The 26,474-nt window shown below is 64.3% G+C and carries 30 protein-coding genes, 1 tRNA gene and 2 pseudogenes; 26 read left to right on the top strand and 7 right to left on the bottom strand.

The annotated features are described in order from the left end of the window. Nucleotides 1-364: pseudogene (locus tag H8B02_RS26240) on the top strand (hypothetical protein); the annotation flags it as partial. A gap of 140 nt (nucleotides 365-504) precedes the next feature. On the opposite strand, the gene H8B02_RS26235 reads toward H8B02_RS26240, so the two are convergent. After that, a complete protein-coding gene (locus tag H8B02_RS26235; protein ID WP_229168913.1) occupies nucleotides 505-1,929 on the bottom strand; it encodes a toll/interleukin-1 receptor domain-containing protein in 1,425 nt (474 codons plus the stop codon). Nucleotides 1,930-2,327: 398 nt separating this feature from the next. On the opposite strand from H8B02_RS26235, the gene H8B02_RS26230 reads away from it, so the two are divergent. The 3 genes from H8B02_RS26230 (at nucleotide 2,328) to H8B02_RS26220 (ending at nucleotide 5,517) form a co-directional block, all read left to right on the top strand. Then, nucleotides 2,328-3,467, top strand: a complete 1,140-nt coding sequence (locus H8B02_RS26230) for a patatin-like phospholipase family protein (protein ID WP_229168912.1) — start codon at nucleotides 2,328-2,330, stop codon at nucleotides 3,465-3,467. Nucleotides 3,468-3,579: 112 nt separating this feature from the next. Beyond that, a complete protein-coding gene (locus tag H8B02_RS26225) occupies nucleotides 3,580-4,164 on the top strand; it encodes a hypothetical protein (RefSeq protein ID WP_229168911.1) in 585 nt (194 codons plus the stop codon). A gap of 180 nt (nucleotides 4,165-4,344) precedes the next feature. Beyond that, on the top strand, nucleotides 4,345-5,517 hold the full coding sequence (locus tag H8B02_RS26220) for a TRAFs-binding domain-containing protein (protein WP_229168910.1): 1,173 nt from the start codon (nucleotides 4,345-4,347) through the stop codon (nucleotides 5,515-5,517). Nucleotides 5,518-5,540: 23 nt separating this feature from the next. Here the strand turns inward: H8B02_RS26220 and H8B02_RS26215 are convergent, their stop codons facing one another. Next, complete coding sequence (locus tag H8B02_RS26215) at nucleotides 5,541-6,206, bottom strand: O-methyltransferase (protein ID WP_229168909.1); 666 nt, start codon at nucleotides 6,204-6,206, stop codon at nucleotides 5,541-5,543. Nucleotides 6,207-6,300: 94 nt separating this feature from the next. Between H8B02_RS26215 and H8B02_RS26210 the strand changes: the two genes are divergently transcribed. Continuing rightward, nucleotides 6,301-6,933: a TetR/AcrR family transcriptional regulator gene (locus tag H8B02_RS26210; RefSeq protein WP_229168908.1), complete on the top strand. Its 633-nt coding sequence runs from the start codon at nucleotides 6,301-6,303 to the stop codon at nucleotides 6,931-6,933. A gap of 324 nt (nucleotides 6,934-7,257) precedes the next feature. On the opposite strand, the gene H8B02_RS26205 is transcribed toward H8B02_RS26210, so the two are convergent. Beyond that, a complete protein-coding gene (locus tag H8B02_RS26205) occupies nucleotides 7,258-7,509 on the bottom strand; it encodes a C40 family peptidase (RefSeq protein WP_229168907.1) in 252 nt (83 codons plus the stop codon). Nucleotides 7,510-8,025: 516 nt separating this feature from the next. On the opposite strand from H8B02_RS26205, the gene H8B02_RS26200 reads away from it, so the two are divergent. The 15 genes from H8B02_RS26200 to dhaK all read left to right on the top strand — a co-directional run bounded on the left by H8B02_RS26200 (nucleotide 8,026) and on the right by dhaK (nucleotide 21,705). Continuing rightward, nucleotides 8,026-8,490 carry a RidA family protein gene (locus H8B02_RS26200; RefSeq protein ID WP_229168906.1) on the top strand — a complete coding sequence of 155 codons (465 nt, stop codon included), beginning with the start codon at nucleotides 8,026-8,028 and terminating at the stop codon, nucleotides 8,488-8,490. Nucleotides 8,491-8,653: 163 nt separating this feature from the next. Next, on the top strand, nucleotides 8,654-10,609 hold the full coding sequence (locus H8B02_RS26195) for a thiamine pyrophosphate-binding protein (RefSeq protein ID WP_229168905.1): 1,956 nt from the start codon (nucleotides 8,654-8,656) through the stop codon (nucleotides 10,607-10,609). Nucleotides 10,610-10,622: 13 nt separating this feature from the next. Further along, complete coding sequence (locus H8B02_RS26190) at nucleotides 10,623-11,009, top strand: c-type cytochrome (RefSeq protein ID WP_229168904.1); 387 nt, start codon at nucleotides 10,623-10,625, stop codon at nucleotides 11,007-11,009. Nucleotides 11,010-11,585: 576 nt separating this feature from the next. Beyond that, nucleotides 11,586-12,944, top strand: coding sequence for an ABC transporter substrate-binding protein (locus tag H8B02_RS26185; protein ID WP_229168903.1), 1,359 nt, complete (start codon nucleotides 11,586-11,588; stop codon nucleotides 12,942-12,944). 75 nt (nucleotides 12,945-13,019) lie between these two features. Further along, nucleotides 13,020-13,994, top strand: a complete 975-nt coding sequence (locus H8B02_RS26180) for a carbohydrate ABC transporter permease (protein WP_229168902.1) — start codon at nucleotides 13,020-13,022, stop codon at nucleotides 13,992-13,994. Then, on the top strand, nucleotides 13,991-14,968 hold the full coding sequence (locus H8B02_RS26175) for a carbohydrate ABC transporter permease (RefSeq protein WP_229168901.1): 978 nt from the start codon (nucleotides 13,991-13,993) through the stop codon (nucleotides 14,966-14,968). Before H8B02_RS26180 ends, H8B02_RS26175 begins: the two co-directional genes overlap by 4 nt. Beyond that, complete coding sequence (locus tag H8B02_RS26170; protein WP_229168900.1) at nucleotides 14,965-15,165, top strand: hypothetical protein; 201 nt, start codon at nucleotides 14,965-14,967, stop codon at nucleotides 15,163-15,165. The genes H8B02_RS26175 and H8B02_RS26170 overlap by 4 nt, the downstream gene beginning before the upstream one ends. A 4-nt stretch (nucleotides 15,166-15,169) precedes the next feature. Next, nucleotides 15,170-16,267 (top strand): ABC transporter ATP-binding protein, encoded by a 1,098-nt coding sequence (locus tag H8B02_RS26165; protein ID WP_229168899.1) that lies wholly within the window; start codon nucleotides 15,170-15,172, stop codon nucleotides 16,265-16,267. Continuing rightward, nucleotides 16,260-17,285 carry an ABC transporter ATP-binding protein gene (locus tag H8B02_RS26160; RefSeq protein ID WP_229168898.1) on the top strand — a complete coding sequence of 342 codons (1,026 nt, stop codon included), beginning with the start codon at nucleotides 16,260-16,262 and terminating at the stop codon, nucleotides 17,283-17,285. Before H8B02_RS26165 ends, H8B02_RS26160 begins: the two co-directional genes overlap by 8 nt. Nucleotides 17,286-17,306: 21 nt before the next feature. Beyond that, a complete protein-coding gene (gene dhaL, locus H8B02_RS26155; protein WP_229168897.1) occupies nucleotides 17,307-17,930 on the top strand; it encodes a dihydroxyacetone kinase subunit DhaL in 624 nt (207 codons plus the stop codon). Further along, nucleotides 17,927-18,319: a dihydroxyacetone kinase phosphoryl donor subunit DhaM gene (gene dhaM / locus H8B02_RS26150; protein WP_092118687.1), complete on the top strand. Its 393-nt coding sequence runs from the start codon at nucleotides 17,927-17,929 to the stop codon at nucleotides 18,317-18,319. The genes dhaL and dhaM overlap by 4 nt, the downstream gene beginning before the upstream one ends. 31 nt (nucleotides 18,320-18,350) lie before the next feature. After that, nucleotides 18,351-18,653 carry an HPr family phosphocarrier protein gene (locus tag H8B02_RS26145; RefSeq protein ID WP_229168896.1) on the top strand — a complete coding sequence of 101 codons (303 nt, stop codon included), beginning with the start codon at nucleotides 18,351-18,353 and terminating at the stop codon, nucleotides 18,651-18,653. 1 nt (nucleotide 18,654) lies between these two features. Continuing rightward, nucleotides 18,655-20,274 carry a phosphoenolpyruvate--protein phosphotransferase gene (ptsP, locus tag H8B02_RS26140; RefSeq protein ID WP_229168915.1) on the top strand — a complete coding sequence of 540 codons (1,620 nt, stop codon included), beginning with the start codon at nucleotides 18,655-18,657 and terminating at the stop codon, nucleotides 20,272-20,274. After that, complete coding sequence (locus H8B02_RS26135) at nucleotides 20,267-20,689, top strand: hypothetical protein (protein ID WP_212023350.1); 423 nt, start codon at nucleotides 20,267-20,269, stop codon at nucleotides 20,687-20,689. The genes ptsP and H8B02_RS26135 overlap by 8 nt, the downstream gene beginning before the upstream one ends. Before the next feature lie 32 nt (nucleotides 20,690-20,721). Next, complete coding sequence (gene dhaK / locus H8B02_RS26130) at nucleotides 20,722-21,705, top strand: dihydroxyacetone kinase subunit DhaK (protein ID WP_229168895.1); 984 nt, start codon at nucleotides 20,722-20,724, stop codon at nucleotides 21,703-21,705. A 185-nt stretch (nucleotides 21,706-21,890) separates the two neighbouring features. On the opposite strand, the gene H8B02_RS26125 is transcribed toward dhaK, so the two are convergent. Further along, nucleotides 21,891-21,975: transfer RNA gene (locus tag H8B02_RS26125), tRNA-Leu, on the bottom strand. A gap of 159 nt (nucleotides 21,976-22,134) precedes the next feature. Between H8B02_RS26125 and H8B02_RS26120 the strand changes: the two genes are divergently transcribed. Next, on the top strand, nucleotides 22,135-22,707 hold the full coding sequence (locus tag H8B02_RS26120; RefSeq protein ID WP_229168894.1) for a disulfide bond formation protein B: 573 nt from the start codon (nucleotides 22,135-22,137) through the stop codon (nucleotides 22,705-22,707). Between the two features lie 37 nt (nucleotides 22,708-22,744). Here the strand turns inward: H8B02_RS26120 and H8B02_RS26115 are convergent, their stop codons facing one another. Then, nucleotides 22,745-23,212, bottom strand: coding sequence for a hypothetical protein (locus H8B02_RS26115; RefSeq protein WP_229168893.1), 468 nt, complete (start codon nucleotides 23,210-23,212; stop codon nucleotides 22,745-22,747). Here H8B02_RS26115 and H8B02_RS26110 point away from each other — a divergent pair. The 4 genes from H8B02_RS26110 to H8B02_RS26095 all read left to right on the top strand — a co-directional run bounded on the left by H8B02_RS26110 (nucleotide 23,205) and on the right by H8B02_RS26095 (nucleotide 24,562). Beyond that, nucleotides 23,205-23,474, top strand: coding sequence for a hypothetical protein (locus H8B02_RS26110; protein WP_229168892.1), 270 nt, complete (start codon nucleotides 23,205-23,207; stop codon nucleotides 23,472-23,474). The genes H8B02_RS26115 and H8B02_RS26110 overlap by 8 nt on opposite strands. After that, nucleotides 23,467-23,763, top strand: coding sequence for a hypothetical protein (locus tag H8B02_RS26105; protein ID WP_212314071.1), 297 nt, complete (start codon nucleotides 23,467-23,469; stop codon nucleotides 23,761-23,763). The genes H8B02_RS26110 and H8B02_RS26105 overlap by 8 nt, the downstream gene beginning before the upstream one ends. Before the next feature lie 37 nt (nucleotides 23,764-23,800). Next, nucleotides 23,801-24,085, top strand: a complete 285-nt coding sequence (locus H8B02_RS26100) for a DUF1488 family protein (RefSeq protein WP_092123564.1) — start codon at nucleotides 23,801-23,803, stop codon at nucleotides 24,083-24,085. 96 nt (nucleotides 24,086-24,181) lie between these two features. Further along, nucleotides 24,182-24,562 carry a hypothetical protein gene (locus H8B02_RS26095; protein WP_229168891.1) on the top strand — a complete coding sequence of 127 codons (381 nt, stop codon included), beginning with the start codon at nucleotides 24,182-24,184 and terminating at the stop codon, nucleotides 24,560-24,562. A 21-nt stretch (nucleotides 24,563-24,583) separates the two neighbouring features. Here H8B02_RS26095 and H8B02_RS26090 read toward each other — a convergent pair whose 3' ends face one another. Both H8B02_RS26090 and H8B02_RS26085 read right to left on the bottom strand, forming a co-directional pair. Further along, nucleotides 24,584-25,669 (bottom strand): AbrB family protein, encoded by a 1,086-nt coding sequence (locus tag H8B02_RS26090; RefSeq protein WP_376711713.1) that lies wholly within the window; start codon nucleotides 25,667-25,669, stop codon nucleotides 24,584-24,586. A 134-nt stretch (nucleotides 25,670-25,803) separates the two neighbouring features. Next, nucleotides 25,804-26,076, bottom strand: a complete 273-nt coding sequence (locus tag H8B02_RS26085) for a PsiF family protein (protein WP_212314068.1) — start codon at nucleotides 26,074-26,076, stop codon at nucleotides 25,804-25,806. Between the two features lie 207 nt (nucleotides 26,077-26,283). Here H8B02_RS26085 and H8B02_RS26080 point away from each other — a divergent pair. Further along, nucleotides 26,284-26,474, top strand: a pseudogene (locus H8B02_RS26080) (hypothetical protein); the annotation flags it as partial.

The raw sequence follows: 26,474 nt of genomic DNA, 5'->3' as shown, positions 1-26,474 counted from the left end.
GGCCGCCCCCGCCGCGCTGCCGAAGCCCAAGGCGGCCGCCAAGCCGGCGCCGCAGAAGACCTACGCCCTGCTCAGCGACGCGCAGATCGCCGGCATCAAGGACCGGCTCAAACTGTCGTCATCGCAGGAGTATTACTGGCCGGCGGTCGAGACTGCGCTGCGCGCCGTCGCGCGCAAAATCCACGCCAAGCGCCAGGGCGATCCCGCATCGGGAACCATGCCGATCGATCCCGACTCCGAGGAAGTCCAGCAGCTGAAGTCGGCGGCGATGCCGCTGCTGTTCCAGCTCCGCGAGGATCAGAAGAACGAGGTCCGTTCGCTGGCACGCCTGATCGGCCTCGAACGCGTCGCTTCGATGATCTGAGCGCAAGGGTCGGCCGAGTCGAACCTGCGGCCGATGAGTTCTAGAGCGTTTTCGAGCGAAGTGGACACCGGTTCGCGTGAAGAAAACGCGTCAAAACGACAATCTAGAGCTTCGGTTCTGATTCAATCAGAACTGAAGCTCTAGTGGGCTTCCAGCGGACGCAGCTTGTCCACCTTGCCCTGGGTTTCGACGAGCAGTTGCTTCATGAAGTCCTTGTTGCGCTTGAGCCATGGCTCCAGCGTCTGCCGTACATCGCCCGGCGACTTCTTCTCGATGGCCTGCGCAAGCCGCGTCTGAAACGTCCCCCAATCCTTGAACATCTCCTTCAAGAGCGCATCGTCGGAGATGTTGATCGTCGACTTGATGTCGCCGACGGTCTCGAGCTCGCGCATGTTGCCCTGTCGCAGGATCGAATCGAGGTTTTCCAGGCATTCGTGGTAGCGCTGCAGCAGATCGTCCCATCGCTTGGCGCTGAAGTCATCGTCCAGATTCTCGACCGCGTTGTACAGCGGTTCGAGAAACGACCATCGGAAGCGCCGCGCCAGTCGCAGCAGGATCGACAGGAAGACGATGTCCTTCGGCATGTTCTGCGCGACCATCAGTCTTGGATCCTCGCTGAATGGCGGCATCGGCACGAAGATGATGACGACCGAGAACGGCGTGTTGTCGAGATATTCGAGCCGGGCGATGACCGGTTGATACAGCTTCAAATCGCGGAAGATCGGACTGAGGACCTGCTCGCGGCTTCGCCGGCTGGCAATGTCCACGTCGGAAAACGAGTTCGCGACGTAGCTCGTCAACTCGTCGAGCCAGGCGCCACTGTCATACCGATTCTGTGCGCTGAGCAGGTCCTCCCAGTCGAGATCAGCCGTATCGGGGCCGGACAGCAGCGTGGTGGTGGCGGGATCCGCTTCCAGCCTGGCATCCGTCAGGAATCCCCGCGCACGGTCTGACGGCGGCAATGCCTTCAGCGTATCGGCCTTCTGCCGGAACGACAACTCGTCGCTGAACACGATGCGAAGCCGCAGACGAAACAGCTCTTCCGGGCGGGTGATCTGCATGAACTGCGCGTGCAGGTCCTTCACCGCCTCGTTGAAGTCGCGGGCGTGATTGGCGTTCAGTTTTGGCCGTAGCGGCACGGCACCGAAGGTCGGCCGCACGAACAGATCTTCGAGAAACCGCCGGACCTCGTCCTCGCCGATCCCGTAAAACTCGTTCTCTGCCAGCATCGGAAACGACGGCGAACTGTCGACCGAGAACCACAGCACCTTTGACATGAGCTTCAACGCGCGCTTGTAGCCGTCGAACTGGGAAATCTCGGACGCGCACCATGTCCAGTTGTGCTCGGCATTGGTGTGGATGAAGATCAGGCAGTCGGCCTTCGCCGTGTTGTCGATCATCCATTGCCGCCATTCCGCGCCGCCGGGAATTTCCTCGCACACGAAGCATTCCACCGAACGCTGACCGTCCAGGCTGCTGAGATATTCGAGCCGCGCCTTCAACAGGCGCGCGAGAAATCTGTCTTCGGCGCGATGGCTGATAAAGACCGAGAAATCATTTGGCATGGCAAATTCCGATCTGCATGAATTTGATGCGACGGCTGGCCGTGTCTCATCGGCCGAATGCCGCGGCTGCACGTCCTGCCGCGGACAGAATGATAGCTCGTCTCTGAAATGTGCGATCGCCGGGCGCGAAAAAGAAAAACCGCCTGCCAGTGATTTATCTCACTATACCTTAGGGTGTGCCATGTGCAAGATACCCAGGGAACCGGCGCGCGATGCTTGTCGTGCTCCGGCGCGGACTGGCTAAAATTTTTCGAAACTAAGCTGATGTGTCGATTTGAACGCATCGCTTCATTTCATGGCCTGGCGCCGTTCGCGTCTGGACGCACGACCAATTGAGCCTTCGGCCGTGATCGGTCGGCCGTATCGAGATCAGCAAAAGTCATAGTCGGGGGGCAATCATGCCGAAGACCAAGCAGCAGCATCTTGATCGTGACGCCGGGCCGAAACGGATATTGGCGCTCGACGGTGGCGGCATTCGCGGCATTCTGACGCTGGAATACCTGGCCGCGATTGAGATGCAGTTGCGCGAGCGGTACAAGAACAACGACCTGTTGCTGTGCGACTATTTCGATCTGATCGGCGGTACCTCGACGGGATCGATCATCGCAGCTGGGCTTGCCTGCGGCATGACCGTCGACGCCCTGAAGAAGCTCTATCGCTCGATCGGCACGGACATCTTACAGGAATCGTTCTGGCGGCGAGGGCTGCTGGCGCCGAAATTCAGTTCCGACGCCTTGCAGCGCGCGCTCGATGCGCAGCTCGGCGCCGACACCGTGATCGGCGGCGATCGCATCCGCACCGGCTTGATGATCATGACCAAGCGTCTTGATACCGGCAGCCCCTGGCCGCTGCATAACAATCCGGACGCGGTCTTTGCCAAGCAGGACGGCGCGTTGCGGCTGACCCAAGTGGTGCGCGCCAGCACCGCGGCGCCAACCTATTTCAAACCGGAGGAGATCACGATCTCGGCACGCGACGGTCACACGGTCAACGGCGCCTTCGTCGACGGCGGCGTCAGTCCGTTTAACGATCCGGCTCTGCAACTCCTGATGCTCGCGGCACTCCATGGCCACGGCTTTCGCTGGCATAGCGGCAAGGACAAGCTCCTGCTGATCTCGGCGGGTACCGGCGTATTCAGGTCGACCTACCCGACGGAGCAGATCCTTCACATGCCGGCGGCGGAGCAGGGCGTGCGCTCACTGCAATCGCTCATGGATGATTGCAGCCGGCACAATCACGGCATGCTGCAATGGCTGACCAATTGCCTGACGCCGTGGCCGATCGATCGCGCGGTGACGGATATGATTGCGGACAGCCAGAACGGGCCGCAACTCGCGACCTATGCGCGCTACAACGTGCTGCTGGAAACGGCTTGGCTGAAGGAGAAGCTCCGCATCGATCGGACGCCGGACGCGCTTGCGAAGGTCGCAGCGATGGACGACCCGAAGAACATGGACGAACTCGCCGCGATCGGACAGCTCGCGGCGAAGGAGCAGGTCAGGCCGGAACATTTCCCGCAGGCCTTCGATCTCACGTGATGCCGCGCGGAGCGGCGTCCCGACACTCCGACCCCGGTTTCGACAAGGAATTCGCCTTCAGTTAAGTTCGTCACCTGGACACAATGATCCAATCATGAGTCGAGGTGTCGCGATGGCCACGGAACAAGACGCCAAATCACCGAACACGGTGGTTCTCTTCAGCGGTCACATGATCGATGCGCCAGATCGAAAGACGCCACGCTTTCCCCCGGACAAGGAGCCCGCGGCGGCCGCCGCGATTGCCGCCGCGCTTGTGCGGATCGGGGTCAGCAAAGGCGACCTTGCAATCTGCGGCGGGGCCTGCGGCGGCGATCTCCTGTTTGCGGAAGCCGCCCTCGCGCAGGGCATGCGGCTTGAGATCTACATTCCGTTCGATGAGCCGACCTTCCTCGCCGGCTCGGTGGATTTCGCCGGTGGCAATTGGCGTGCGCGCTATTTCGCCGCGAAATCGAAAGCGACGCTCCACGTCATGCCCGACGAACTCGGGCCGCTGCCGGCCGGCGAAAACGCCTACGAGCGCGACAATCAATGGATGCTGCAGCGCGCCGCCCGGTTCGGCGACGAGAAGATCGCCTTCATCTGCCTGTGGAACGGCGAGGGCGGCGATGGCCCTGGCGGTGCCAAGCACCTGATGGAAGAGGCGGGGCGCAAGACGACCTGGATTTACTGGCTGGATACGAGAAAATTATGGGACTGAAGGAATTGCAGTATGCCGTCTTGTTTCATGATCATGCCTTACGGTCGCAAGCCGACCCAGGCCGACCCCAAGTTTGGTCCAGCCGAGATCGATTTTAACGCGCTCTGGGATCGGGCTTACGTTCCGGCCATCAAGGCACTGGGCTATCAGCCGGTGCGTGCCGACCAGGACACCAGCGCGTTGATCGTCAGCGAAATGCTGGAGCGGATCTACTTCGCCGATCTCGTGCTGGCCGACATGACGATTCCGAACGGCAACGTCTATTATGAGGTCGGCATTCGCCACGCATCACAGAAGACGGGATGCGTCCTGCTCGCGGCCGACTGGTCCAAGCAATTGTTCGATGTCGTCCAGTTGCGGACTGTCCGTTACCCGCTGCCCGAAGGTGAGATCACCGAGGCGACCGCCGCCGCGATGCAGGCTGCCATCAAGGATCCCATCAAGACGCTCGCCGCCGGGATTTCGCCGATGCATCAGTCGATCCCGGGTTTTCCTGACAAGGTCGATCCGCGCAAGGCGACGTCGATGCGAGGTCAACTCGCCGAGCAAGCCGCGTTTCAGACCAAGATACGCGCGGTGCGCGCGGCGGCCCCGGATCAGCGCATGGCGCGGGCCCAAGCGCTGATCGCGACCGAGGGAAGTCCGCCCGCCACTTATGCAAAGGCGCTAGCTTTGTTGCTGATGCTGCGCGACTGCGTCAACGATGCCGCCGACTGGAGCATCGTGCTGGACTTCATTAGCAAGCTTCCCGACCGCTTCGCCAACGAGCCTGAAGTGCAGGAAAATCGTGCATTTGCCGCGGCCCAGGCCGGCGACGACATCCAGGCCATTGCCGAGATCCAGACGTTGATTGATTTCGCGGGGCCGACGCCGGAACGGCTCGGCTTGATGGGGGGCCGCCACAAACGCCTCGCCAGAGCCGCACCAGCCGACTCTCCTCGCCGCAAGGAGGAGCTCGAGAAGGCGATCGACTGTTATCAGCAGGGTATGGAGCTCGATCTCAACGCCTATTATTGCTCCAGCAACTTGCCCCGTCTCTATCGTGCTCGGGGGAACCCGGGCGACGAGGATCTTGCGCAGGCCACCGTGCGGGTCGCGATTGCCGCCTGCGAGCGGGCCAGACGATTGCAGCTTGCCGACGAATGGCTGCGCCCGACGCAGCTTGCCGCGGCCTTTGATCTCGGTGATCCCGACAAGGCCGAGGAACTGGCAATGCAGGTGGTTGCCGACGGGCAAGCGAAATGGAAAGTGGGCAGCGTCCTTCGCGACCTCGAAGCCAGTCTCCAATACGTCACCGACCCAGCAAAGCGCGCGCGATTGTCCGCCGTCATCGACAGGATCAAAACGGTCTGATCGCGCGCTCCGCCAGCATCCGCTCAGCCGAGCCGCATCGACAGCTCGACGTCTTCGCCGAACGGCACCGACAAATAGCCGCTCGCCGGCGAGCGCACCCGTGCCAGATAGTCGGGGCTGTGGTCGGCATTGTCGGCGACGACGAAGGCGCCCGGCTTCAGGCGGCGCTCCACGAGATCGAGGATGTCGGGGTAGAGCGCCTTGGCGCCGTCGAGCAGCACGAGGTCGATCGTATCGGGCAGACCGGTGCGCAGTGTCTCGAGCGCGTCGCCCTCGCGGATCTCGACCAGGTCGTCGAGGCAGCTGGCGGCGAGATTGTCCCGGGCGCGCGCCACCTTGGACGGCTCGAATTCGGATGTGATCAGCCGGCCGCCGCCATTGTCGCGCAGCGCGGCGGCGAGGTGCAGCGTCGAGATGCCGAACGAGGTGCCGAACTCGACGATGTTCCGCGCCCGCGTGCCGCACGCCAGCATGTAGAGCAGCGCGCCGGTCTCGCGCGAGACCGCGAGCGGCACATTGTTCAGGCGGCCGTAGAGCGCGCGGTAGTCGGTCTTGCTCCGCATCAGGCGCGCCTGTTCCGCATCGGAAAGGTCGGCCACCGCGAGCTGGGTCTCTTCGTCAGCGGCGGAGGCTTGCGCGAACAGGCGGTCGAGCAGGCCCGCGAGCTCAGGTGAAATGAGGGTGGTCATGTCGGTCTCCGGTCTGAAAGGCGGCGCGTCCTTGCGCCTCGCCAGAAATACGAATAATTATTCGCATTCGCTAATCGCATTCCCCAGGGCGTTCATGACCGGACGGCGAAGCTCTTCAATTTCCTCACGAAAACAGCCGCAACAGGCCCGCTCGGCCGAGCTCGTCGCGGCGATCCTCGATGCAGCTGTTCAGGTTTTGACGAAGGAGGGCGCGCAGCGCTTCACCACGGCACGGGTGGCCGAGCGGGCCGGCGTCAGCGTCGGCTCGCTGTACCAGTATTTTCCGAACAAGGCGTCGATTCTGTTCCGGCTGCAGAGCGATGAGTGGCGGCAGAACTCCAGCCTGCTGCGCAACATTCTCGCCGATCGCACGCGGCCGCCATTGGAGCGGTTGCGTTCGCTGGTGCACGCCTTCATCCGTTCCGAATGCGAGGAGGCCGCGGTGCGCGTCGCACTGAATGACGCCGCGCCGCTTTATCGCGACGCGCCCGAAGCCCGCGCGGCGCGCGCATCGGGCGAGCGTATCGTCGAGGTCTTCATGCGCGAGGCATTGCCGAAAGCTTCCGACGCGGTCCGCGCGACGGCCGGCGATCTGATCACGACCACGATGAGCACGGTGGGCAAGGATTTTTCAGAGAGCCCGCGAAGTCAGGCCGAGATCGAGAGCTACGCCGACGCGATGGCCGACATGTTCTGCGCATATCTGAAGAGTCTCGGAAAGCGCTGAAGGCTCATAGATAACGCTTGGCAGCCAGCAGCAATCCGAGAACGCCGCCGGTCACAGCGAAAACCGTCACGGCATTGCAGATGCTGATGTAAGCGGCCGACCAGCAGGAAACGGCCGTGGAAGCAGCTGCGACTTTCTTCGGTTTCTGAGGCAAGCCAATGCATTCCTGAAAAAAGGCGCCGCCACCAGGTCAACGCTGGTGACGGCGCCCGTCTGAGGGCTTCAGGGCGAAACCCCGCTTGAACGTAAGCCGCGATGATGAACGGTTCGTATACCGCTGAACGTCGCCGGCTTGCATGTTAGCAGAAGCGTTCGAGAGTTCCCTTAGAACGAAGCGTAAGCGTTGCGGAACGCGATGGCGCCGGCCAGTGAGCGCGGCCGCGTGCGCACGGCATGTCCATCGTTGCCGCTCTGGACGATCCACTGGCCGTTCTCGTGACCCACGATCTTGCCGACGTGGTGACGCCAGACGACGATCGCGCCGACCGAAGGGCCGCCTGCATTAGAGCCGTATCGCGCCCAGGAGCGCGCCAGATTGTATTGAGGACCGGGATCGCTGCCGACCTGCGCGCGCATGAACCACCCGCACCACGCAGCGGGGCGACCGGAATGTGCATGGTGCCGATGATGGTGGTGACGGCCGCGAGCTTCTGCAGCAGATGAAGCGAAGGCCAAGAGCACGGCGACAGCCGCGAGAGTTTTACGCATTACAAAGTCCTCTTGTTGTTGGCAGTCCATCCTGATTGTGGGAGGGCGCAGCGATGATCTGCGATTTGGTTGCGAAGCGACCGCACCGGCCAGGCGACGCAAAACAGAGGCGGGACATGGCCCGCTCGGGCCTTTAAGAAACGGGCTATGGCCAAAATATGACGGCTATTTCCCGTCTGGCGGCTGAGACATGGCCCGACATGCTCTGCGCATATCTGAAACGCCGCGCACAGCGCTGATAACGGCAGAATTGCTCCGAGAGCATGTTCCCGGGTACCGCGTCACACAGAACCGAGTTAACAAAAGCGCCCGGCGGCAGACGGAGCTCCGCTTCGCTCAGAAGCCGCCGTCCGGGCTGGAGGGCCAGTTCGCTGGCATGCAATCGTGAATCTCGAGCAGCGGCTGAACGAACTCAACATCGAGCTGCCGATGTCGGCGGCGGCCGGCGGCGCCTACGCGCCGGTCGTGGTCCATGGCGACACGATCTATGTCAGCGGTCAGCTTCCGCGCGACGGCGACAAGGTGCATGTCGTCGGCCAGGTTGGCCGCGATGTCACACCGGAAGATGCCAAGCGGGGTGCACGGCTGGCGCTGATCCGCGGATTGGCCGCGATCAAGGCGCATCTGGGGTCGCTCGACAATGTCACGCAGATCCTGAAGCTCACCGTGTTCGTGCACAGCGCCGCGGATTTTAGCGGTCAGACCGCGGTCGCCGACGGCGCATCGGAGCTCATCGTGGAGCTGTTCGGTCCGGAGCGGGGACTGCACACCAGGACGAGCGTTGGCGTCGCGCAGCTTCCGCGCAACGCATCGATCGAAGTCGAGTTGATCGCAGCACTGGCGCGCTAGGCCGAAGCGCGTCTTCCTCTTCCCATGCCAATTTCGCGGAGCACCTCAGCCAAAAGCTGCACGCTTACGCGTCTGTGTATTGACGGCTCCCGAGCTTCGGGACGACACTCATGCCAACAAGCAATGAGCTCGTAGGCATCTGGTCTAAGTTCCCGGAGAGGACATGCCGAAACGCAGCGACTCGCGCCGCGCAGGCGCGCTCGATCCCGGCCGCCGAAATTTCCTGAAGGGTGCGACCGTCGCCGGTGCGGCGGCGCTGGCTGCCCCTGCGGCCGCCAACACCGCGATGCCAGGGATTTCCGAACAGCGATCCAAAGCTGCGCTCCCGGGCCCGAGGCTCGCGGCGGCCGATGCGCTGCCGCCGCCGGCCGATCCGGTCAATCAGACCTCGAGCGGCGGCGACTTCATGGTCGACGTGCTCAAGACGCTCGACATCGATTACCTCGCGATGAACTGCGCCTCGAGTTTCCGCGGCCTGCACGAGGCCATCATCAATCATGGCGGCAACAAGAAGCCCGAGATCATCACCTGCCCGCATGAGGAGATCGCGGTGCATATGGGCCAGGGCTACGCCAAGATCGAGGGCAAGCCGCTCGCCATGATCTGCCATGGCGTGGTCGGGCTGCAGCATGCATCGATGGCGATGTACAACGCCTGGTGCGACCGCGTCCCCGTCATCGTGATGGGCGGCAACATCATGGAGGCCGACAAGCGCGCGCCGGGCGCCGAATGGCCGCATTCGGCGATCGACCCCGCGGCGCTGACGCGCGACTTCGTCAAGTGGGACGACCAGCCGGCCTCGCTGCAGCATTTCGCGGAATCGGCGCTGCGCGCCTACAAGATATCAACCACGCCGCCGATGGCGCCGGTGATGCTGTCGCTCGATCAGGAGCTGCAGGAAAACCCGATTCCGAACCGCGACCGCCTGCGCATCCCGAAATTCACCCCGGCGCTGGCGCCGCAGGGCGACGACGCGGCGTTGGCCGAGCTCGCCAAGATGCTGGTCGCGGCGGACAATCCGGTGATCCTGTGCGACCGGATGGCGCGCACGCCCGCCGGCATGCCGCGCCTGGTGGAGCTTGCGGAAACCCTGCAATGCGCCGTGATCGATAATTTCGGGCGGATGAATTTCCCCTCGCGCCATCCGCTCAACCAGTCGTTCCGCCGTTCCATCCTGTCGCAGGTCGACCTGATCCTGGCGCTGGAGGTCAACGACATCTGGGGCTCGCTCAGCGATTTCCATGATCGCATCGTGCGGACGTCTGAGCCGCGCTACAAGAAGACCGCCAGGATCGTCACGCTCGGCACCCGCGGCCTTTACATGAAGGCCAACTACCAGGACCTCGGCCGCTATCAGGAGGTCGATCTCGACATCGCCGGTGACGCCGAGGCGAGCCTGCCGGCGCTGACCGAGCAGGTCAAACGCCGGATCGACGAGGGACGCAAGGCCGCGTTCGACGCACGCGGCAAGAAGCTTGCGGCGACGAAGCTCGCCACCGTCGAGCAGGCGAAGCTTGACGCCACGATAGGCTGGGACGCGAGCCCGATCACCACGGCGCGGCTGTGCGCCGAGCTCTACAGCCAGATCAAGGATGAGGACTGGTCGCTGGTCGGCACTTCGATCGGCCTGTCATGGCCGCATCGCTTGTGGAATTTCACCAAGCCGTATCAATGGAACGGCGGCTCCGGCGGCGGCGGTGTCGGCTACACCCTGCCGGCTTCGCTCGGGGCTGCGCTCGCCAACAAGCGGCATGGACGATTGACGGTTGCGATCGGCGGCGACGGCGACTTCATGTTCGTGCCCTCGACGCTCTGGACGGCCGCGCACCATCAGATCCCGATGCTCTACATCGTGCACAACAACCGCGCCTATCATCAGGAATACATGTATCTGCAGGCGATGGCTGCGCGCCATGGCCGCGGCATCACCAACGCCGATATCGGCACCACGATCAAGGATCCCCTCGTCGACTATGCGACCGTTGCCAAGGGGTTCGGCGTCTATGGCGAGGGACCGATCAGCGATCCGAATGCGCTGGCGCCCGCGTTGAAGCGCGCGATCGCCGTGGTCAAGAGCGGCCAGCCGGCGCTGCTCGACGTCGTGATGGATCAGCGTTGAAGCGGAGATGGCGATGATGAGTGGAACTGTGAAGCGTCTTGCCGCCGTCGCCGCGATCGCTGGGGCTTTCGCTACTGGCAACGTCGTTGCATCGCGCGCCGAAGACGCGCCGGCCGGCGATGCCGTCAACGGCAAGCGGCTTTATCTTGCCGATGGCTGCTTCGAATGCCACGGCCGCGCCGGGCAGGGCGGCCGCTTCAATTACCTGACGCCCGCGCTGGCGCAGATAGCACTGCCGGTGGAGTCCTTCATCGCCTTCCTGCGCGAGGCGCCGAACGACATGCCGTCATTCTCCGCCGACGTGCTGTCGGACAAGGATGCCGCCGACATCCACGCCTATCTCAGCTCGCTGCCAGGACCGAAAGCGGCCAAGGACATTCCGCCGATCTTGAATCAGTGAGGCAGTTCGCGAAGCGCCGGAGCGTTCCGTCGTCGCTCTCGCGTGCTTTGGCTTCACCCGAGACGCTTCGCCCTTGCAGCCCATGCGTGGCGGCGCCACGCGACGTAATACGCACTTGTTGATCAGGCTCCGCGATTGGCCGTGTTCGATCGCGTTCGCCTTGCTTTGACGAGGTGATGCGACGCGGGCAGGGCGTTCGTCATTGCGCTGAACGTTCAGTAAAACGATCCACTAAACATCAAGCCGAGCCCAGCGCTGGGTGCTTTCCGCTATCGGCTTTGGTGCACTGCAGCGATTCGTCTGCGCTGGATAGCGCAGCCAGCTCCTCTTGAGGCTCGCAAGAAATCGGCTTGACGGGTTCCTGAATTTAGTAATACGTTTAGTATTACAAAAACGATAAACATCGCGCATCGAGCTGATGTGTGGGAGGAGCCCCGCCATCCGGACCCCAACTTCCGGACGCGTTCAGTCTCGCTCTCCATCATCGCTCATCAACTCGGTTTCGAAGTCTCGGCGTCAATCCGTCAGGGATGCGCCGGGCGAGTTAGGTGCTTCAACGATAGGGAGGAAATGGATATGCGAAGATTGGGATGGTTACGCAGTACGGTGGCGTCCACGGTCGTTGCGGCCGCAGCACTTGGGGTTCTCGGCGGCGGGGAAGCCGCAGCGCAAGGCAAGCAGCTCACGCTGTGCTGGGCGGCATGGGACCCGGCCAACGCACTGGTCGAGCTGGGCAAGGACTTCACCAAGCAATCCGGCATCGAGATGAAGTACGAGTTCGTCCCCTGGACGAGCTACGCCGATCGCTTCCTCAACGAGCTCAACTCGCACGGCAAGCTGTGCGACCTGATCATCGGCGACAGCCAATGGATCGGCGGCGCCGCCGAGAACAAGTGGTACGTCAAGCTCAACGACTTCTTCGACAAAGAGAAGATCTCGATGGACGATTTCGTCCCGGCGACCGTCGTCGGCTACTCGCAATGGCCGAAGAACACGCCGAACTACTGGGCACTGCCGGCCATGGCCGACGCGGTGGGCTGGACCTACCGCAAGGACTGGTTCTCTCGGCCCGAGATTCAATCCGCGTTCAAGGCCAAGTACGGCCGCGATCTGGCGCCGCCGAAGACCTATGACGAGCTGAAGCAGATCGCCGAGTTCTTCCAGGGCCGCGAGATCGACGGCAAGAAGGTCTATGGCGCCTACATCTTCACCGAGCGTGGCTCGGAAGGCATCACGATGGGCGTGACCAACGTGCTCTACAATTACGGCTTCGCCTACGACAATCCGAAGAAGCCGTACCAGATGCAGGGCATCGTCAATTCCGCCGACGCGGCCAAGGGGCTCGAGTTCTACAAGGAGCTCTACAAATGCTGCACGGCGCCGGGCATGACCAACGCCTACATGCAGGAAGGACTTGATGCCTTCAAGTCGGGCCAGGTCGCGATGCAGATGAACTGGTTCGCCTTCTTTCCCGGTCTCTACAAGGACCCGAATGTCGGCGGCGACAAGATCGGCTTCTTCGTCAACCCGGCAGGTCCGAAGGGGCACTTCACGCAGCTCGGCGGACAGGGCATCTCGGTGGTGGCAACCTCCGACCACAAGGACGACGCACTCGCCTACATCAAATGGTTCGCGCAGCCTGCCGTGCAGCAGAAATGGTGGCAGATCGGCGGCTACTCGGCGCTCAAGGCGGTGGTCGACGCGCCCGACTTCCCGAAGAGCGCGGCGTTCGCGCCGCAATTCCTGGAGTCGATGGGCATCGTCAAGGACTTCTGGGCCGAGCCGTCCTACGCGCAGCTGCTGCTCGACATGCAGAAGCGGGTGCATGACTACGTCGTCGCCGACAAGGGCACGTCACAGCAGGCGCTCGATCTCCTGGTCAAGGACTGGACCAAGGTGTTCAAGGAGCAGGGCAAGGAAGTCGCCTCGCAATAGCGCCCGCCCGCACATCACCTGAACTGGATTCCCCGAGGGCTGCCTCGGGGAATCCGAACCGGCCCAGCCCCGCTGATGGACACGATGACGACGATCCTCCAACCCGATCATGCTACGATCCCAGGCGTGAGCAAGCCTGTAAAATCCCGCGCCGCCCGGCGCGTCCACGGCCTGTCGGACCGGGCCATCGCCTGGCTGTTCGTCGCGCCGACGATAGCGCTGCTGCTCGCGATCAACATCTTTCCGCTGATCTGGATGATCCGGCTGTCCTTCACCAACCTCAACCTCAGCATGTCCTATCTGCCGCTGCGGTTCGTTGGCCTCGACAATTTCAGGGACATCCTCACCGACGAGGACGTCTGGTTCCGGCTGCAGACCACGGCGCAGTTCGTCATCTCGTCGGTGGCGTTGCAGGTGGTCATAGGCTTCGGCCTGGCGCTTCTGATCAACCGTCAGTTTCGCGGCCACAGCTTCTGGACCACGATCATCCTGCTGCCGATGATGTTGTCGCCGGCGGTGGTCGGCAATTTCTGGACGCTGCTGCTGCAGCCGCAGATCGGGCCGTTCAACTATCTGATCAGCCTGTTGACCGGCGTGCCACCGAGCTCGTTCAGCATGACCGGGCAGGTGTCGCTTGCGCCGTGGACCATCGTGCTGGTCGATACCTGGATGTGGGCGCCCTACGTGATGCTGATCTGCCTCGCCGGGCTGCGCTCGATCCCCGATTACATTTATGAGGCCGCGGAAGTCGATCGCGCCTCGGCATGGCGGCAGTTCTGGTCGATCACGCTGCCGATGACGGTGCCGTTCCTGATGCTCGCGGTGCTGTTCCGCGCGATCGAGAACTTCAAGATGTTCGATATGGTCAACCTCCTGACCTCGGGCGGGCCAGGCTCGACCACCGAGCTGGTGTCGATCTCGCTGAAGCGCGCGGCGTTCGAGAAATGGCGCACCGGCTATTCCTCGGCGCTTGCCATCATCCTGTTCGTGACCGTGTTCGGCGCCGCCAACATCTACGTCAAGACGCTCAACAAGGTGAAGCAACGATGACCGCTGCCGCCACCAAATCTGTCCTGACCAAATCCACCGCGCATTCGATCGTCGAGGCCTCGCCGCGCACCAAGGCGTTCGCCGGCGGCCTCGTCATCCTGTATGCCGTGATCACGATCCTGCCGCTGCTGTGGATCGTCGCCACCGCCTTCAAGTCGCAGAGCGACGCCATCGCCTATCCGCCCAAGGTGATCTTTGAGCCGACCCTCGAAGGCTATGTGAACCTGTTCACGGTGCGGACGCGCCAGACGCCGGACTTCATCGCCAAGCTGCCGCCGCCGGAAACCTGGTACGATAAGCTGGTGCGCAAGCGGGACATGGTGATCGCCGGGCCGTCCAAGGTCGTGCCGCGCTTCGTCAACTCGTTGATCATCGGCTTCGGCTCGACTTTCCTCGCGGTTTTCCTCGGCACGCTCGCGGCCTACGCGTTCTCGCGCTTCCGCATTCCGCTGGCGGACGATCTGCTGTTCTTCATCCTCTCCACGCGCATGATGCCGCCGGTCGCGGTGGCGATCCCGATCTATCTGATGTACCGGCAGCTCAATCTGACCGACACGCGGCTCGGCATGATCCTGCTCTACACCGCCGTCAACGTCTCGCTCGCGGTCTGGCTGCTCAAGGGCTTCATCGATGAGATCCCGCGCGAGTATGAGGAGGCGGCGCTGGTCGACGGCTATACGCGGCTGCAGGCGCTGCGCAAGGTGGTGTTGCCACAGGCCGTCACCGGGATCGCGGCGACCGCGATCTTCTGCCTGATCTTCTCCTGGAACGAGTACGCCTTCGCGGTGCTGCTGACCAGCGGCGAGGCGCAGACCATGCCGCCCTTCATCCCCTTCATCATCGGCGAGGGCGGGCAGGATTGGCCGGCGGTTGCCGCCGCGACCACGCTGTTCGTCGTCCCGATCGTCATGTTCACCGTGCTGTTGCGCAAGCATCTGCTGCGCGGCATCACCTTCGGAGCGGTGCGCAAATGAACGGCTCTGCGGTTGCCAAAGCTAGCGTAGCGCGCTGGTTCCGTCGCGGGCCGTGGGAGGCTATCGCGATGACCCTGATCGGAGGCGGCATCATCATGCTGGTGCAGCCCTGGTCGATCGATCTCTACAGCTACTCCTTCGTGACGATCCTGGCCGGCACGGTCGGCTTCGTCATTGTCAGCCATTTTCCGGAATAGCGCCATGGCACAGATCCGCATCGAAAATCTGCGCAAGTCCTTCGATCAGTTCACCGCGGTGGAAGGCTCGACCTTCACGATCGACGACGGCACGTTCTTCGCGATGCTCGGGCCCTCCGGCTGCGGCAAGACCACCACGTTGCGCATGATCGCCGGCCTTGAGCTGCCGACCGAAGGCAAGATCCTGCTCGATGGCGAGGACGTCACGTTCCACCGTGCTGCCGCGCGCGATATCGCCTTCGTGTTCCAGCTGTTCGCGCTCTATCCGCACATGAATGTCGGGGAGAACATCGGCTTCCCCCTGAAGTGCCAGGGTATGGGCCGGCGTGAGATCCGCGAGCGGGTGCAGGAGACCGCGCGGATGTTGCAGATCGAGCATCTGCTGTCGAGCAAGACCTCGAAACTCTCGGGCGGCGACCGGCAGCGCGTCGCGCTCGGGCGCGCCATGGTGCGGCGCCCGAAGGCGTTCCTGATGGACGAGCCGCTGGGCGCGCTCGACGCCGAGTTTCGTCATTTGATGTGCGGCGAGCTGCGCGACCTGCACGATCGCATCAAGGCGACCACGGTCTATGTCACCCACGACCAGCTCGAGGCGATGTCGATGGCCGACCAGATCGCCGTCATGAACAAGGGACGTGTCGAGCAGATCGGCACGCCGCGGGAGGTCTATGACCGGCCCGCGAGCATGTTCGTGGCCGACTTCATCGGCTCGCCGCCGATGAACTTCCTGCGCTTTGAGGGCGGCCTGCGATCCGGCGATCGCGCGGTCAGCTTCCATGACACCAGGCTTGCGGTGCCGGAGATCCGCGAGGACCGTGCGAGCGCGCCGCTGGCGCTCGGCGTCCGTCCGGAGCATATCCGCTTCGCCGACGCGGGCGCCGTTCGCGGCGAGGTGTTCGGCGCGGAATATCTCGGCACCACCCAGATCGTCACCGTCGACACGGCCTATGGGCGGGTCGCGGCGCGGCTGCCGTCCAGCGCGTCGGTGCGGATCGGTGAAACCATAGGTCTCGAATTCAATGCGGCGCGGCTGGCGCTGTTCGACATCGGCAGCGGCCTTGCGATCAGGACCGCCAGCGCGGAGGGCGTGCGCCATGGCTGACGTCACCCTGCGCAACGTCAACAAGCGCTTCGGCGCGGTCGAAGCGGTCCGCGACCTCTCGCTGACGGTGAGCGATGGCGAGTTCCTGGTCCTGCTCGGGCCGAGCGGTGCCGGCAAGACCACGACGCTGCGGCTGATCACCGGACTGGAGAGCCCCGATACGGGCTCCGTCATGATCGACGGGCGCGACGTGACGCATGATCCGCCCGGCTCGCGGGACATCGCCTTCGTGTTCCAGCAATATTCGCTGTATCCGCATCTCACGGTCTACGACAATCTGGCGTTTCCGCTGCGCTCTCCGGCGCGGCGGGTGGCCGAGCCGATCATCCGCAAGCGCGTCGAACAGACCGCGGAGCTGCTGCACATCGCGAGCAAGCTGAACAACCGCGCCACCCGTCTCTCCGGCGGCGAGATGCAGCGCGTGGCGATCGGCCGGGCCCTGGTCCGCGATCCCTCGATCTATCTGATGGACGAGCCGCTGTCCTCGCTGGACGCAAAACTCCGTGCTGAGCTTCGCCTCGAACTCAAGCGGATCCAGATCGAGCTCGGCGCGACCATCCTCTATGTCACCCACGATCAGGTCGAGGCGATGACGATGGCCTCGCGAATTGGCGTGATCAGGGACGGCCAGTTGCTTCAGCTCGGCACGCCCCGGGAGATCTACGAAAGCCCGTCCAGCAGCTACGTCGCCTCGCGGCTCGGCACGCCTCAGATCAACTTCCTGCCGGCTCGCCTGCTCTCCGATGTCGCGATGCCGGCTGGCACCGAGACGGTCGGCATTCGCACCGAGCATCTTCAGCTTGCCGCGCGCAACGGCGGCCAGATGGTCGGCCGCGTGCATCGGGTCGAGCACCTCGGCGAGCAGAATCATATTCATCTGGACTATAAGGGCGAGACGCTGGTGACGCTGGCGGATCCGCACCAGCCGCTGCAGGCCGGCCAGGAGGTCGACTTGCATCTGGTGCATCCGTTGTGTTTCGACCGCGCGGGGCAGCGCATTGCCGCGGCGGTTCATTAGAGGGGCGAGAGGATCGAGGAGATGTCGGTGCCATCAGAGACATTCAAGTCGTTGGTCAAGGCGGCCGCAGAGCAGGTCATCGCCAGCGCGCCGGAGCTGACGAGCCTCGATCAGGCGATCGGCGACGGCGACCACGGGACCAATATGAAGCGCGGTTGCGAAGCCGTGCTCGGCAAGCTTGATGCGATCTCGGCGCAGCCGCTCGACGAAGCGCTGAAGATGATCGGCAAGACCCTGGTGATGACGGTCGGCGGCGCCTCCGGGCCGCTCTATGGCAGCTTCTTTCTTGCCGCCGGCGAGGCGCTGTCGCACGACAAGCACCTGCCCGAGGATCTCGCTGACGTGTTCAGCAGCGCCGTGAACGCAGTGAGCGCGCGCGGCCGCTCGCAGGTTGGCGAGAAGACGATGCTGGATGTGCTGGTTCCGGTGCTTGAGACATTGAAGACGGCGGCCGGCCAGCCGGATCTGATCGCGCGGGTGCGCACCACCGCGACCGAGGCGGTCGAACGGACGGCGCCGATGCAGGCCACCAAGGGGCGCGCGTCGTTCCTCGGCGCGCGCAGCGTCGGCCATGTCGATCCGGGCGCGCGATCGAGCTGCGTGCTGGTGCAGGCGGTGTGCGCCGGCCTGGAGGCACGGGCATGACCGACACCGTGGGAATCGTGATCGTCTCGCATTCGAGCGACATCGCCAAGGGAACCGCCGACATGGTGCGGCAGATGGTCGGCAGCGAAGTCAAGGTGGCGTTCTGCGGCGGCAATCCCGACGGCGGATTGGGCACCAGCGTGCCGCTGATCATCGACGCCATCAATGACGCCTGGTCTCCGAAGGGTGTTGCGGTGCTCGTCGATCTCGGCGGTGCCGAGACCAACAGCGAAATGGCGGTGGAGATGCTGGAGCCCGCGCGGCGCGATCTCGTTGTCGTCTGCAACGCGCCGATCGTCGAGGGCGCTGTGATGGCGGCGACCGAGGCGGCGGGCGGCAGCTCGCTGGCTCAGGTCAAGGCCGTGGCCGAGGAACTCTCTGCCGATTGAGATGTCGGCGAAGCGATGATGGATGATGAGTATGCTTGATAAAGCGGACGGACAGATCTTCACCGGCAATGTGCGGCTGGTGCATGCGGTAGGCATGCATGCGCGCCCGGCAGTCAAGCTGACCAAGCTCGCCAAGAAATTCCAGGCGCAGATCTCGGTGCGGGTCGCGGGTGCACCCGAGTGGATCAATGCCAAGAGCGTGGCCAAGATCGTGGCGATGCGCGCCGCGCACGGCAGCACGATCGAGATCAAGGCATCCGGCAGCGACGCCGAGGCCGCCGTCGCGGCCCTGGTCGACCTGGTTGCCAGCGATTTTCCGGATGGAGCAGGCTAGCATGCAGGGCGGCGCTGCAGGATCGGCTTACCGCGGCAGGACCGCCTCGATCGGCTTTGCCCATGGTCCGCTGGTTCGCGTCGATGCGGGCGCCGGCGGCGAGCGGGTGGCCGGCACGCTGGTCGAGGAGGCGCTCGCGTTGCGCAAGGCGATCGATCTCGCAAGCGGGCAGATCGCCGATCTTGCCGCCAGCGCCGGCGGCGAAGCCGCGCAAATCCTCGAATTCCAGGTCGCATTGCTGGAGGATGAGGATCTGATCGAGGCGATCTTCGCGTCGATCGGCGAGGGGCGTCCGGCCGACGTCGCATGGCGCTCGACGCTCGACGAGCAGATCGCGGAGTACAATTCGGCGGCGGATGAGTATCTGCAGGCGCGTTCGTCGGATCTTGCGGACCTGCGCGACCGCGTCGTCCACATCCTGCGCGGCGACGAAGGCGAGCCGCTGAAGATCCCGAGCGGAGGCGTCGTCTGTGCCGACGACCTGCCGCCGTCACGCTTCCTGGAGATCGACTGGTCCGGCGGCGGCGGCCTCGCGCTGCTGCACGGCAGTCCGACCAGCCACGTCGCGATGCTGGCGCGTGCGCGCGGCATCCCGATGGTCGTGCAACTCGGCGCCATCCCAAATGCCGGCGCCACGGCGCTGCTCGATGGCGAAGGCGCGACGCTGGAGCTCGATCCCAGCGCCGAGCAGGTGCGCATCTTCGAGAAGCGACGCGAGAGCCATCGCAAGAGCAGGGCATCCGCGCGCGCGATCCTGCGGCGGCCGACGGCCTCGTGGCGCGGCGAACACATCAAGCTCCTGATCAATATCCAGCGGGTCGACGACCTCGATGATGCGGACGCGCAATATGCCGACGGCATCGGCCTGATGCGGACGGAATTCCTGCTCGTCGGGCAAAGTCACCTGCCGGATGAGGAGACCCAATTCCAGGCCTATGACACGGTACTGCGCTGGGCCGGAGCGCGGCCGGTCACGATCCGCACGTTCGATGCCGGCGGCGACAAGCCGGTGCCCGGCTTTACATTCGACGGCGAGGCCAATCCGTTCCTCGGCGTGCGCGGCTTGCGGCTTTGCCTGGCCCGGCCCGAGATTTTTGCCGTCCAGCTCCGCGCGCTGGCCCGCGCCGCGGTGCGCGGCAACCTCAAGGTCATGTTCCCGATGGTGACGTCGGCGGACGAGCTCGAGGCGGGACGGAAGCTGTTCGCCGGCATCGTGCAGCGCTTGCAGGCGGACGGCATTGCCGCGATGCTCCCGGAGCTCGGAATCATGGTCGAGGTTCCGGCGGCGGCCCTGGCGGTATCGAGCTTCAAGGCGTCGTTCTTCTCGATCGGCTCGAACGATCTCGCGCAATATGTGCTGGCCTGCGATCGTTCCAACGGAGCTCTCGCCCCCCTGATGGACCCCTTGCATCCCGCAGTGCTCGAACTGATCGCGCGGACCGCGGAGCACGGCCGCCGCGCCGGCATCGGCGTCAGCCTGTGCGGCGACATGGCGGGTGATCCGCGCTGTCTTCCCGCGCTTCTGAATTGCGGCCTGCGCGAATTGTCCGTGAACGCATCGGCACTGGCGCAGATCAAGCAGACCATCGACCGGCTGAGCAGCGGAGGCGGTGTTGGCTGACACGGCGGCCGATGAAGCGCCCGAAGCCGGCGCGGTTGCGGTCTATAAGCGCATCTTCAAGGAAGTGCTGGAGAGCCGCCCGTCCGGCATGCGACTGCGCCTCGCCCATGCCATGGGTAAGAACCGCAGCTTCGTCAGCCAGATCAGCAACCCGGCCTATCCGGTGCCGATCCCGGTGCAGCATCTCAACACGATCTTCGATGTCTGCCACTTTCCGCCGCAGGCGAAGACCGCCTTCTTGCGCGCCTATGCCCGCGCGCATCCGCGCCGCGTCGGCCGGCTGAGCGAAGGCTCGCACGAGCGGACGTTGACGCTGCATCTGCCGGATCTCGGCAGCGCCAAGCGCAATGCCGAGCTCGACACGCTGCTGCAGGAATTCACACGGCGCCTGATCGGCATCATGCGGGAAAAATAGGCGAAAACGCCGAACGAAGCGGGGAGGACACCATGAAGAAGTTCATCAATGCGGTCGACAATGTGCTCGGCGAAAGCCTCGACGGCTTCGCGGCCGCGCATGCCGATCTGGTCGTGCTGGGCGCCGAGCGCAAATTCGTGCGTCGCCGCGAGCTGAACCGCAGGAAGGTCGCGCTGGTCTCGGGCGGCGGCAGCGGGCATGAGCCGCTGCATGCCGGCTTCGTCGGCCACGGCATGCTGGATGCCGCCTGTCCCGGACAGGTGTTCACGTCGCCGACGCCGGACCAGATCGTCGAGGCCGCGCAGGCGGTCGCGGGCGATGCCGGCGTGCTGTTCATCGTCAAGAACTATGCGGGCGACCGCATGAACTTCGAGATGGCAGCCGAGATCGCCGAAGGCCGCACCGCCACCATCGTGACCGATGACGATGTCGCGGTCGAGAAGTCGACCTACAGCATCGGGCGCCGCGGCGTCGCCGGCACCTTGATCGTCGAGAAGATCGTCGGCGCGGCCGCCGAGAAGGGCGCCGATCTCAAGACCTGCGTGGCGCTCGGCGAGCGCGTCAACGCGCGGACGCGTTCGATGGGCGTGGCGCTGACCAGCTGCACGGTCCCGGCCGCGGGCACGCCGACCTTCACGCTCGGCGCAGACGAGATGGAGATGGGCGTCGGCATCCACGGCGAGCCTGGGCGCCGCCGCGTCAAGCTCGCGGAGGCCGACGCGATCGCATCGGAAATGACGAGCGCCCTTGCCGACGATCTCGCCGCTCCCGCAGGCTCCGAGGCGCTGTTGTTGGTCAATGGCTTCGGCGGCACCCCGACGATCGAGCTCTATCTGATGTACAATGCCGCGCGCCGCATGCTCGAGCAGCGCGGCCTGCGCATCGCGCGCTCGCTGGTCGGCAGCTATGTCACCTCGCTGGATATGGCCGGCTGCTCGCTCACCGTGAGCCTGCTCGATGCCGAGACATCGGCGCTGTGGGACGCCCCGGTGCGTACGGCCGCATTGAAATGGTGATCGCCGCCGGCGTCGGCCGCATGTATGTCGGCGCAGCTCAAAAGGACTGATATTGGAATCCGCGGGCCTATACCCGAAATGAGGCCGTCCGTCTTCGCTCTCGCGTCGCTCGAGCTTCGCCGGACACGCTTCGCCCTTGCAGTCTTGGCGCGGCTGCGCCACGCGAAGCCCGCAAGGGCGAAGCGTGGTGCCCCTGGCCGGAATCGAACCAGCACTCCTTGCGGAACTCGATTTTGAGTCGAGCGCGTCTACCAGTTCCGCCACAGGGGCATTCGCGGTGATCCAGGCCGAGACGGGCCCGGGGTCGCGAAGCGCGGCGGACTATAGCGGGCGGCCCGTCACGGTCAACCCGCGCGGATGTGATTGTCCGGCGCCTCGACAGCGGTATTTTCACGCGATACGACCCGGGCTGAGCATGGAGCAGGGGCCATGACCCTGCCGAACGATGCTCGCAGGAGGACTGCCGTGACGCTCGCCACCGCCCATCCGTCGGATGCTTCCGCCACCGGCAATCCGGCGCTGACCTCGGCCCTGGCGATTGCTGTGATCGCGGCGGCGACGCTGGCCGGCGCCTGGTTCTTCCAGCTCGTGCTGGAGATCATGCCCTGTCCGCTCTGCCTCGAACAGCGCTATGCCTATTACCTCGCGGTCCCGCTCGGCGCCGTCGTCGCGCTCGCGGCCGCCCGTGGCGCGGCGCGCCCGGTGCTGCTCGCGGGCCTTGTGGTCCTCGGCCTCGCCGCGCTCGCCAATGCCGGGCTCGGCGCCTATCACGCCGGGGTCGAATGGGGGTTTTGGCAGGGGCCGACCGACTGCACCGGCCCGATGGTGGATTTCGGCAAGGCCGGCTCGCTGCTGGATCAGCTCGACAAGGTCAAGGTGGTCCGCTGCGACGAGGTGCAGTGGCGCTTCCTCGGCATCTCGCTTGCCGGCTATAACGTGCTGATCTCGCTCTTGATGGCCGCGATCGCCGGCTGGGGCGTGGCGAAGGCAGCCAAGGTCTGACTGAGTGGCCTGATTTGCAGGCCTTGTCTCAATCGATCTATTTCTTCTTCCCCGGCGTGAAGCTCGGCTGTCCGCCCTTCAGGCTGGGAGCCGCCGCGATCACCTTGATCTTCTCCTTCTTGGGCTTCTTGACCTCGCGGTTGCCGTGTCGCTCGCCTTTGGACATGTCGGTCTCCCTCTGTTTATCGAGATCATCGACTCGGTCAGAGCCTGCCTCCGGAGCAGTCCCGAACGTCGACGTGGATTTGCTTTGCCGGAAGTGACGGTGATCGACCGTAGGCCGATCGCACCCGAATAGCGAGCGCCAAAGCGGTTTGCGGCGCGCTGCGGCAACAACACGCTGGATGCTATGAGGAGCGGTCTTTGCCCCTCGTTCGGCGAGAATGCCAGGAACACCAGGAAAACCAACAAGAAAGCATTGGCTATTGCCGCCGAAGCGGCGCATGCTGCCAATGGGGCCACGCACCGGCGCAAGGCGTTTCGCAAAAGGCTGGCCCATGACCATGCGCTCCCGACGTGAAGTCGTCACCTTCCAGCATCCATTCCGGATCAGAGGCATCGATCGTGAATTGCCCGCAGGCGCCTATGACGTCATTACGGATGAAGAGGCGATCGAAGGGCTCTCATTCGCGGTGTTCCGCCGTGTCGCCACGATGATCATCGTCCCGGCACAAGGCTCGCGCGGATTGACGACGGAGATGGTGTCGATCGGCTCGGTCGATCTGGCGGACGCCCAGCGTATCGACGCGAGCGCATCCAATGGCTGACGAACCGCTCGACCTCGATCGCCGCCGCGGTATGGCAGCCCAGAAAGCCACCGATATCCGCCGTGCGCTGGCGGAAATCGAGACCCACGCGAGGGACCTGCGCGAACGGCAGGTCTCGCTCGAAACCGGACTGCTGGCGGTACCTGCGACGTCGTGGCCGGAGGTGGCCGCCAAGGCGCGCTACGTTCTGAATCTGTACGCCGCGAGCCTGCCGCCGGAGGATACAAGGCATCGCGATCTGGTCACGGCAATTCTCGAGGATTTTGTCCGGCTGACCGAGCCGCGATGAACCAGAACCACTTCGCGGCTTTGAAGGAGCTGGTCACATGACGCTTACCCAGGGTCGCTTCATCAGCTACGAATACGACCGGATGGTCGTGCTGTTTTCGATGCATGACGACGAGAAGGAGATCCATTGCGCGATCTCGACCTCCGCCATGGATGAATTGGAAGGCGGGGCGCTCGGGCGCGCGGGCCACCGCGAGACTCAGTTCATGCGGCTGCGCGAGCGCATCGAGGCCTGCGCCGATGGCAAGTACCAGGCGAAGGAGTTCGAGGGGGCGCCGCCCCGGATCATCCTGCGCAGCATCGATTTCCGGAAGCCAAGATAGAGGATTCCTTGCGCGAAGGCCCTGACGCGTGTCAGGTGTTGCAAGGTGGAGGCTATCCCGCCGCCACCGTTCCGATCATGCGCGACAGACGAGCCCATGCTGATCATCGTGCACCGCGTCCCCGTCGAGTTGTTGCTGTTGGCCAATGAGACGTTGTTGCGCCTCAAGAGCCGACGCAATCTCGTCGCCACGCTGATGAGCGAGCAGCGCCCGAAATATACCATCTCCGAGATCCACGGTGCGAGCAGCCGGCTGACCGCGCTATGGCGCGCAGTAGCCAGAGAGCGGCTCGAGGAATGGAGCGAAGCACAGCCCGATTCGGTCTATGCCCAGATCACCGGGCCGTTGTGGCACGCCGCAGCCGTCGCGAAACTGCAAATGGACCGGGACGAGGAGCTATGGTTCGATCCCGGCGAACTGACAGCGTTGGCGCGATCGTTTCGCGATCAGCCGGAGCAGTCAGCGTCCGAAGTGTGAGCCGGAAAGTGATCTGATCGCCTAATCGTCGACGTCGTCCTGCGGTCGTCCGAACAGATGGATGATGCCCGGCGTCGAGATGGTGACGAACAGGAAGCGCGACAAATGATGCGCGCCGACGAAGATCGGGTCGATGTGCAGCGTCAGCGCCAGCGCCAGCATCGCGTCCATCGCGCCGGGCGCGAAGGCGACCACGACGTCGGCGAGCCGCACATGGGTGGTGAAGCCGATCACCGCGACGAACACGGCGGAGATTGCGATCGCGATCGCGAATGAGCCGAGCCCGGCATTGACGTGGCTCAGCAGGGTCGAGGTCTTCATCCGCGCAAACCGGGTGCCGATCAGCGCGCCGATGCCGACCAGCGCGACATTGCGCAGCCAGGGCGGCAGGCCGCCATCGACCAGGCCTGAGCCATGCAGCAGGCTGGAGGCGAGCATCGCGCCGAACATCCAGCTGGCGGGAAACTTGATCCAGCGCAGCAGCAGCGAGACGCCGATCGACCCGGCGACCAGGGCGACAAGGCCGAACGGCGAGGCCACCGTCGTCGGCAATGGCGGCGGCGCCGCGTGCGTCACGCCGGTCAGCGCCAGCACCAGCGGCAGGGCCGCGGTCAGGATGATGACGCGCATGGTCTGCACCACGGCGATCGCCGCGACGTCGGCGCCTTTTTCCGCGGCGAGGATCGTGATCTGCGAGAGCGCGCCGGGGCTGCCGGCGAGGAAGGCCGAGGTCTGGTCCCAGCCATGCATGCGCTGCAGATAGACGCTCGAGCCGAAGGTCGAGCAGAACGTCGCCAGCGCCAGCAGGGCGATGGTGAGCGGATAGGAACTCATGTGCTGCAGCAATTGCTGCGACATCAGCGAGCCCAGCGAGATGCCGAGCAGCAGCAGCACCGATTGCGTCAGCACCGGCGGCACCGCGAGCGGCCGTCCGGCCAGTGCTGCGATCGCGACCGCGCACATCGCACCCGAGATCAGCCCGCCCGGCAATCCGGCCCATAAAAACAGCAAGCCGCCGGCGGCGCCGATGACGAGTGTCTCGAGCCCGTTCAGAACTTTGCTGCGGTCGGGAATGGCGGTTGCCATCGAAGCGCGGATCAGGGTCACGCCGCCTTATGGCAAATTCGCAACCACGGGACAATTGCATCTCGCGATTGCAGCATTGCGCCCCGGTTCGCCCGGCGCACAGGTTTTCACCCTCCCCGGCGGGGAGGGTGAAGGATGTCATATACGCCTACGTGTTACTTCGCGGCCGGCGCAGCGGCAGCTCCGCCCGCCTTCTTGCACTCCGAGCGGAATTTCTTGCGCTCCTTGCCGTGCAGGCCCTTGGCGTCGGCCTCCTTCGAGCATTCCAGCGACTCGGCGGTGCGCGGCTTGGCTTCCTTGGCCATCTTGCCGTCGGCCTTCGGAGCGGCCTCCTTGGCGGCGGGGGCGGCGGTTTGCGCGAAAGCTCCGCCCATCAGCAGCAGGGAGGCAAGGGCGGTTGCGGTCGCGAGCGCGGAAATTTTCTTCATGGGGCACCTCGTGAGGGAAGGAGCCGAAACGTTGCGCGGCGATGATGAACCGTGGATGAATATGCGGTGGTCCCGCCGCCACAATATTTTAACGGCCAAGGGCGTCCGCACATTGTCGCAAGTCGGGGTTGCGCTAGGATAATGGTCTTACGCCAATGCCCCCCAGGGGAAACCTCACGGGAAACCAGGGATGACGGGAGACCAGGGATGACCATTCAGACCAGATTGTTGTGTGTGATTGCGGTGTCGGGCTTTGCAGCCTTTGCGGCGAGCGCGCCGGCGCAGGCCCTGACAGCGCAGGAATGCAGCGCCAAGTACCAGGCGGCCAAGACGGCAGGCACCCTCAGCGGCCAGAAGTGGAATGATTTCCGCAAGGCGCAATGCGGCGCCGACGCGAC

It is taken from the genome of Bradyrhizobium altum (assembly GCF_020889705.1).
GTDB classification, from domain to species: domain Bacteria; phylum Pseudomonadota; class Alphaproteobacteria; order Rhizobiales; family Xanthobacteraceae; genus Bradyrhizobium; species Bradyrhizobium altum.
Note: the sequence above shows the minus strand (reverse complement) of the source record. Positions and strands in the feature narration are given on the sequence as shown.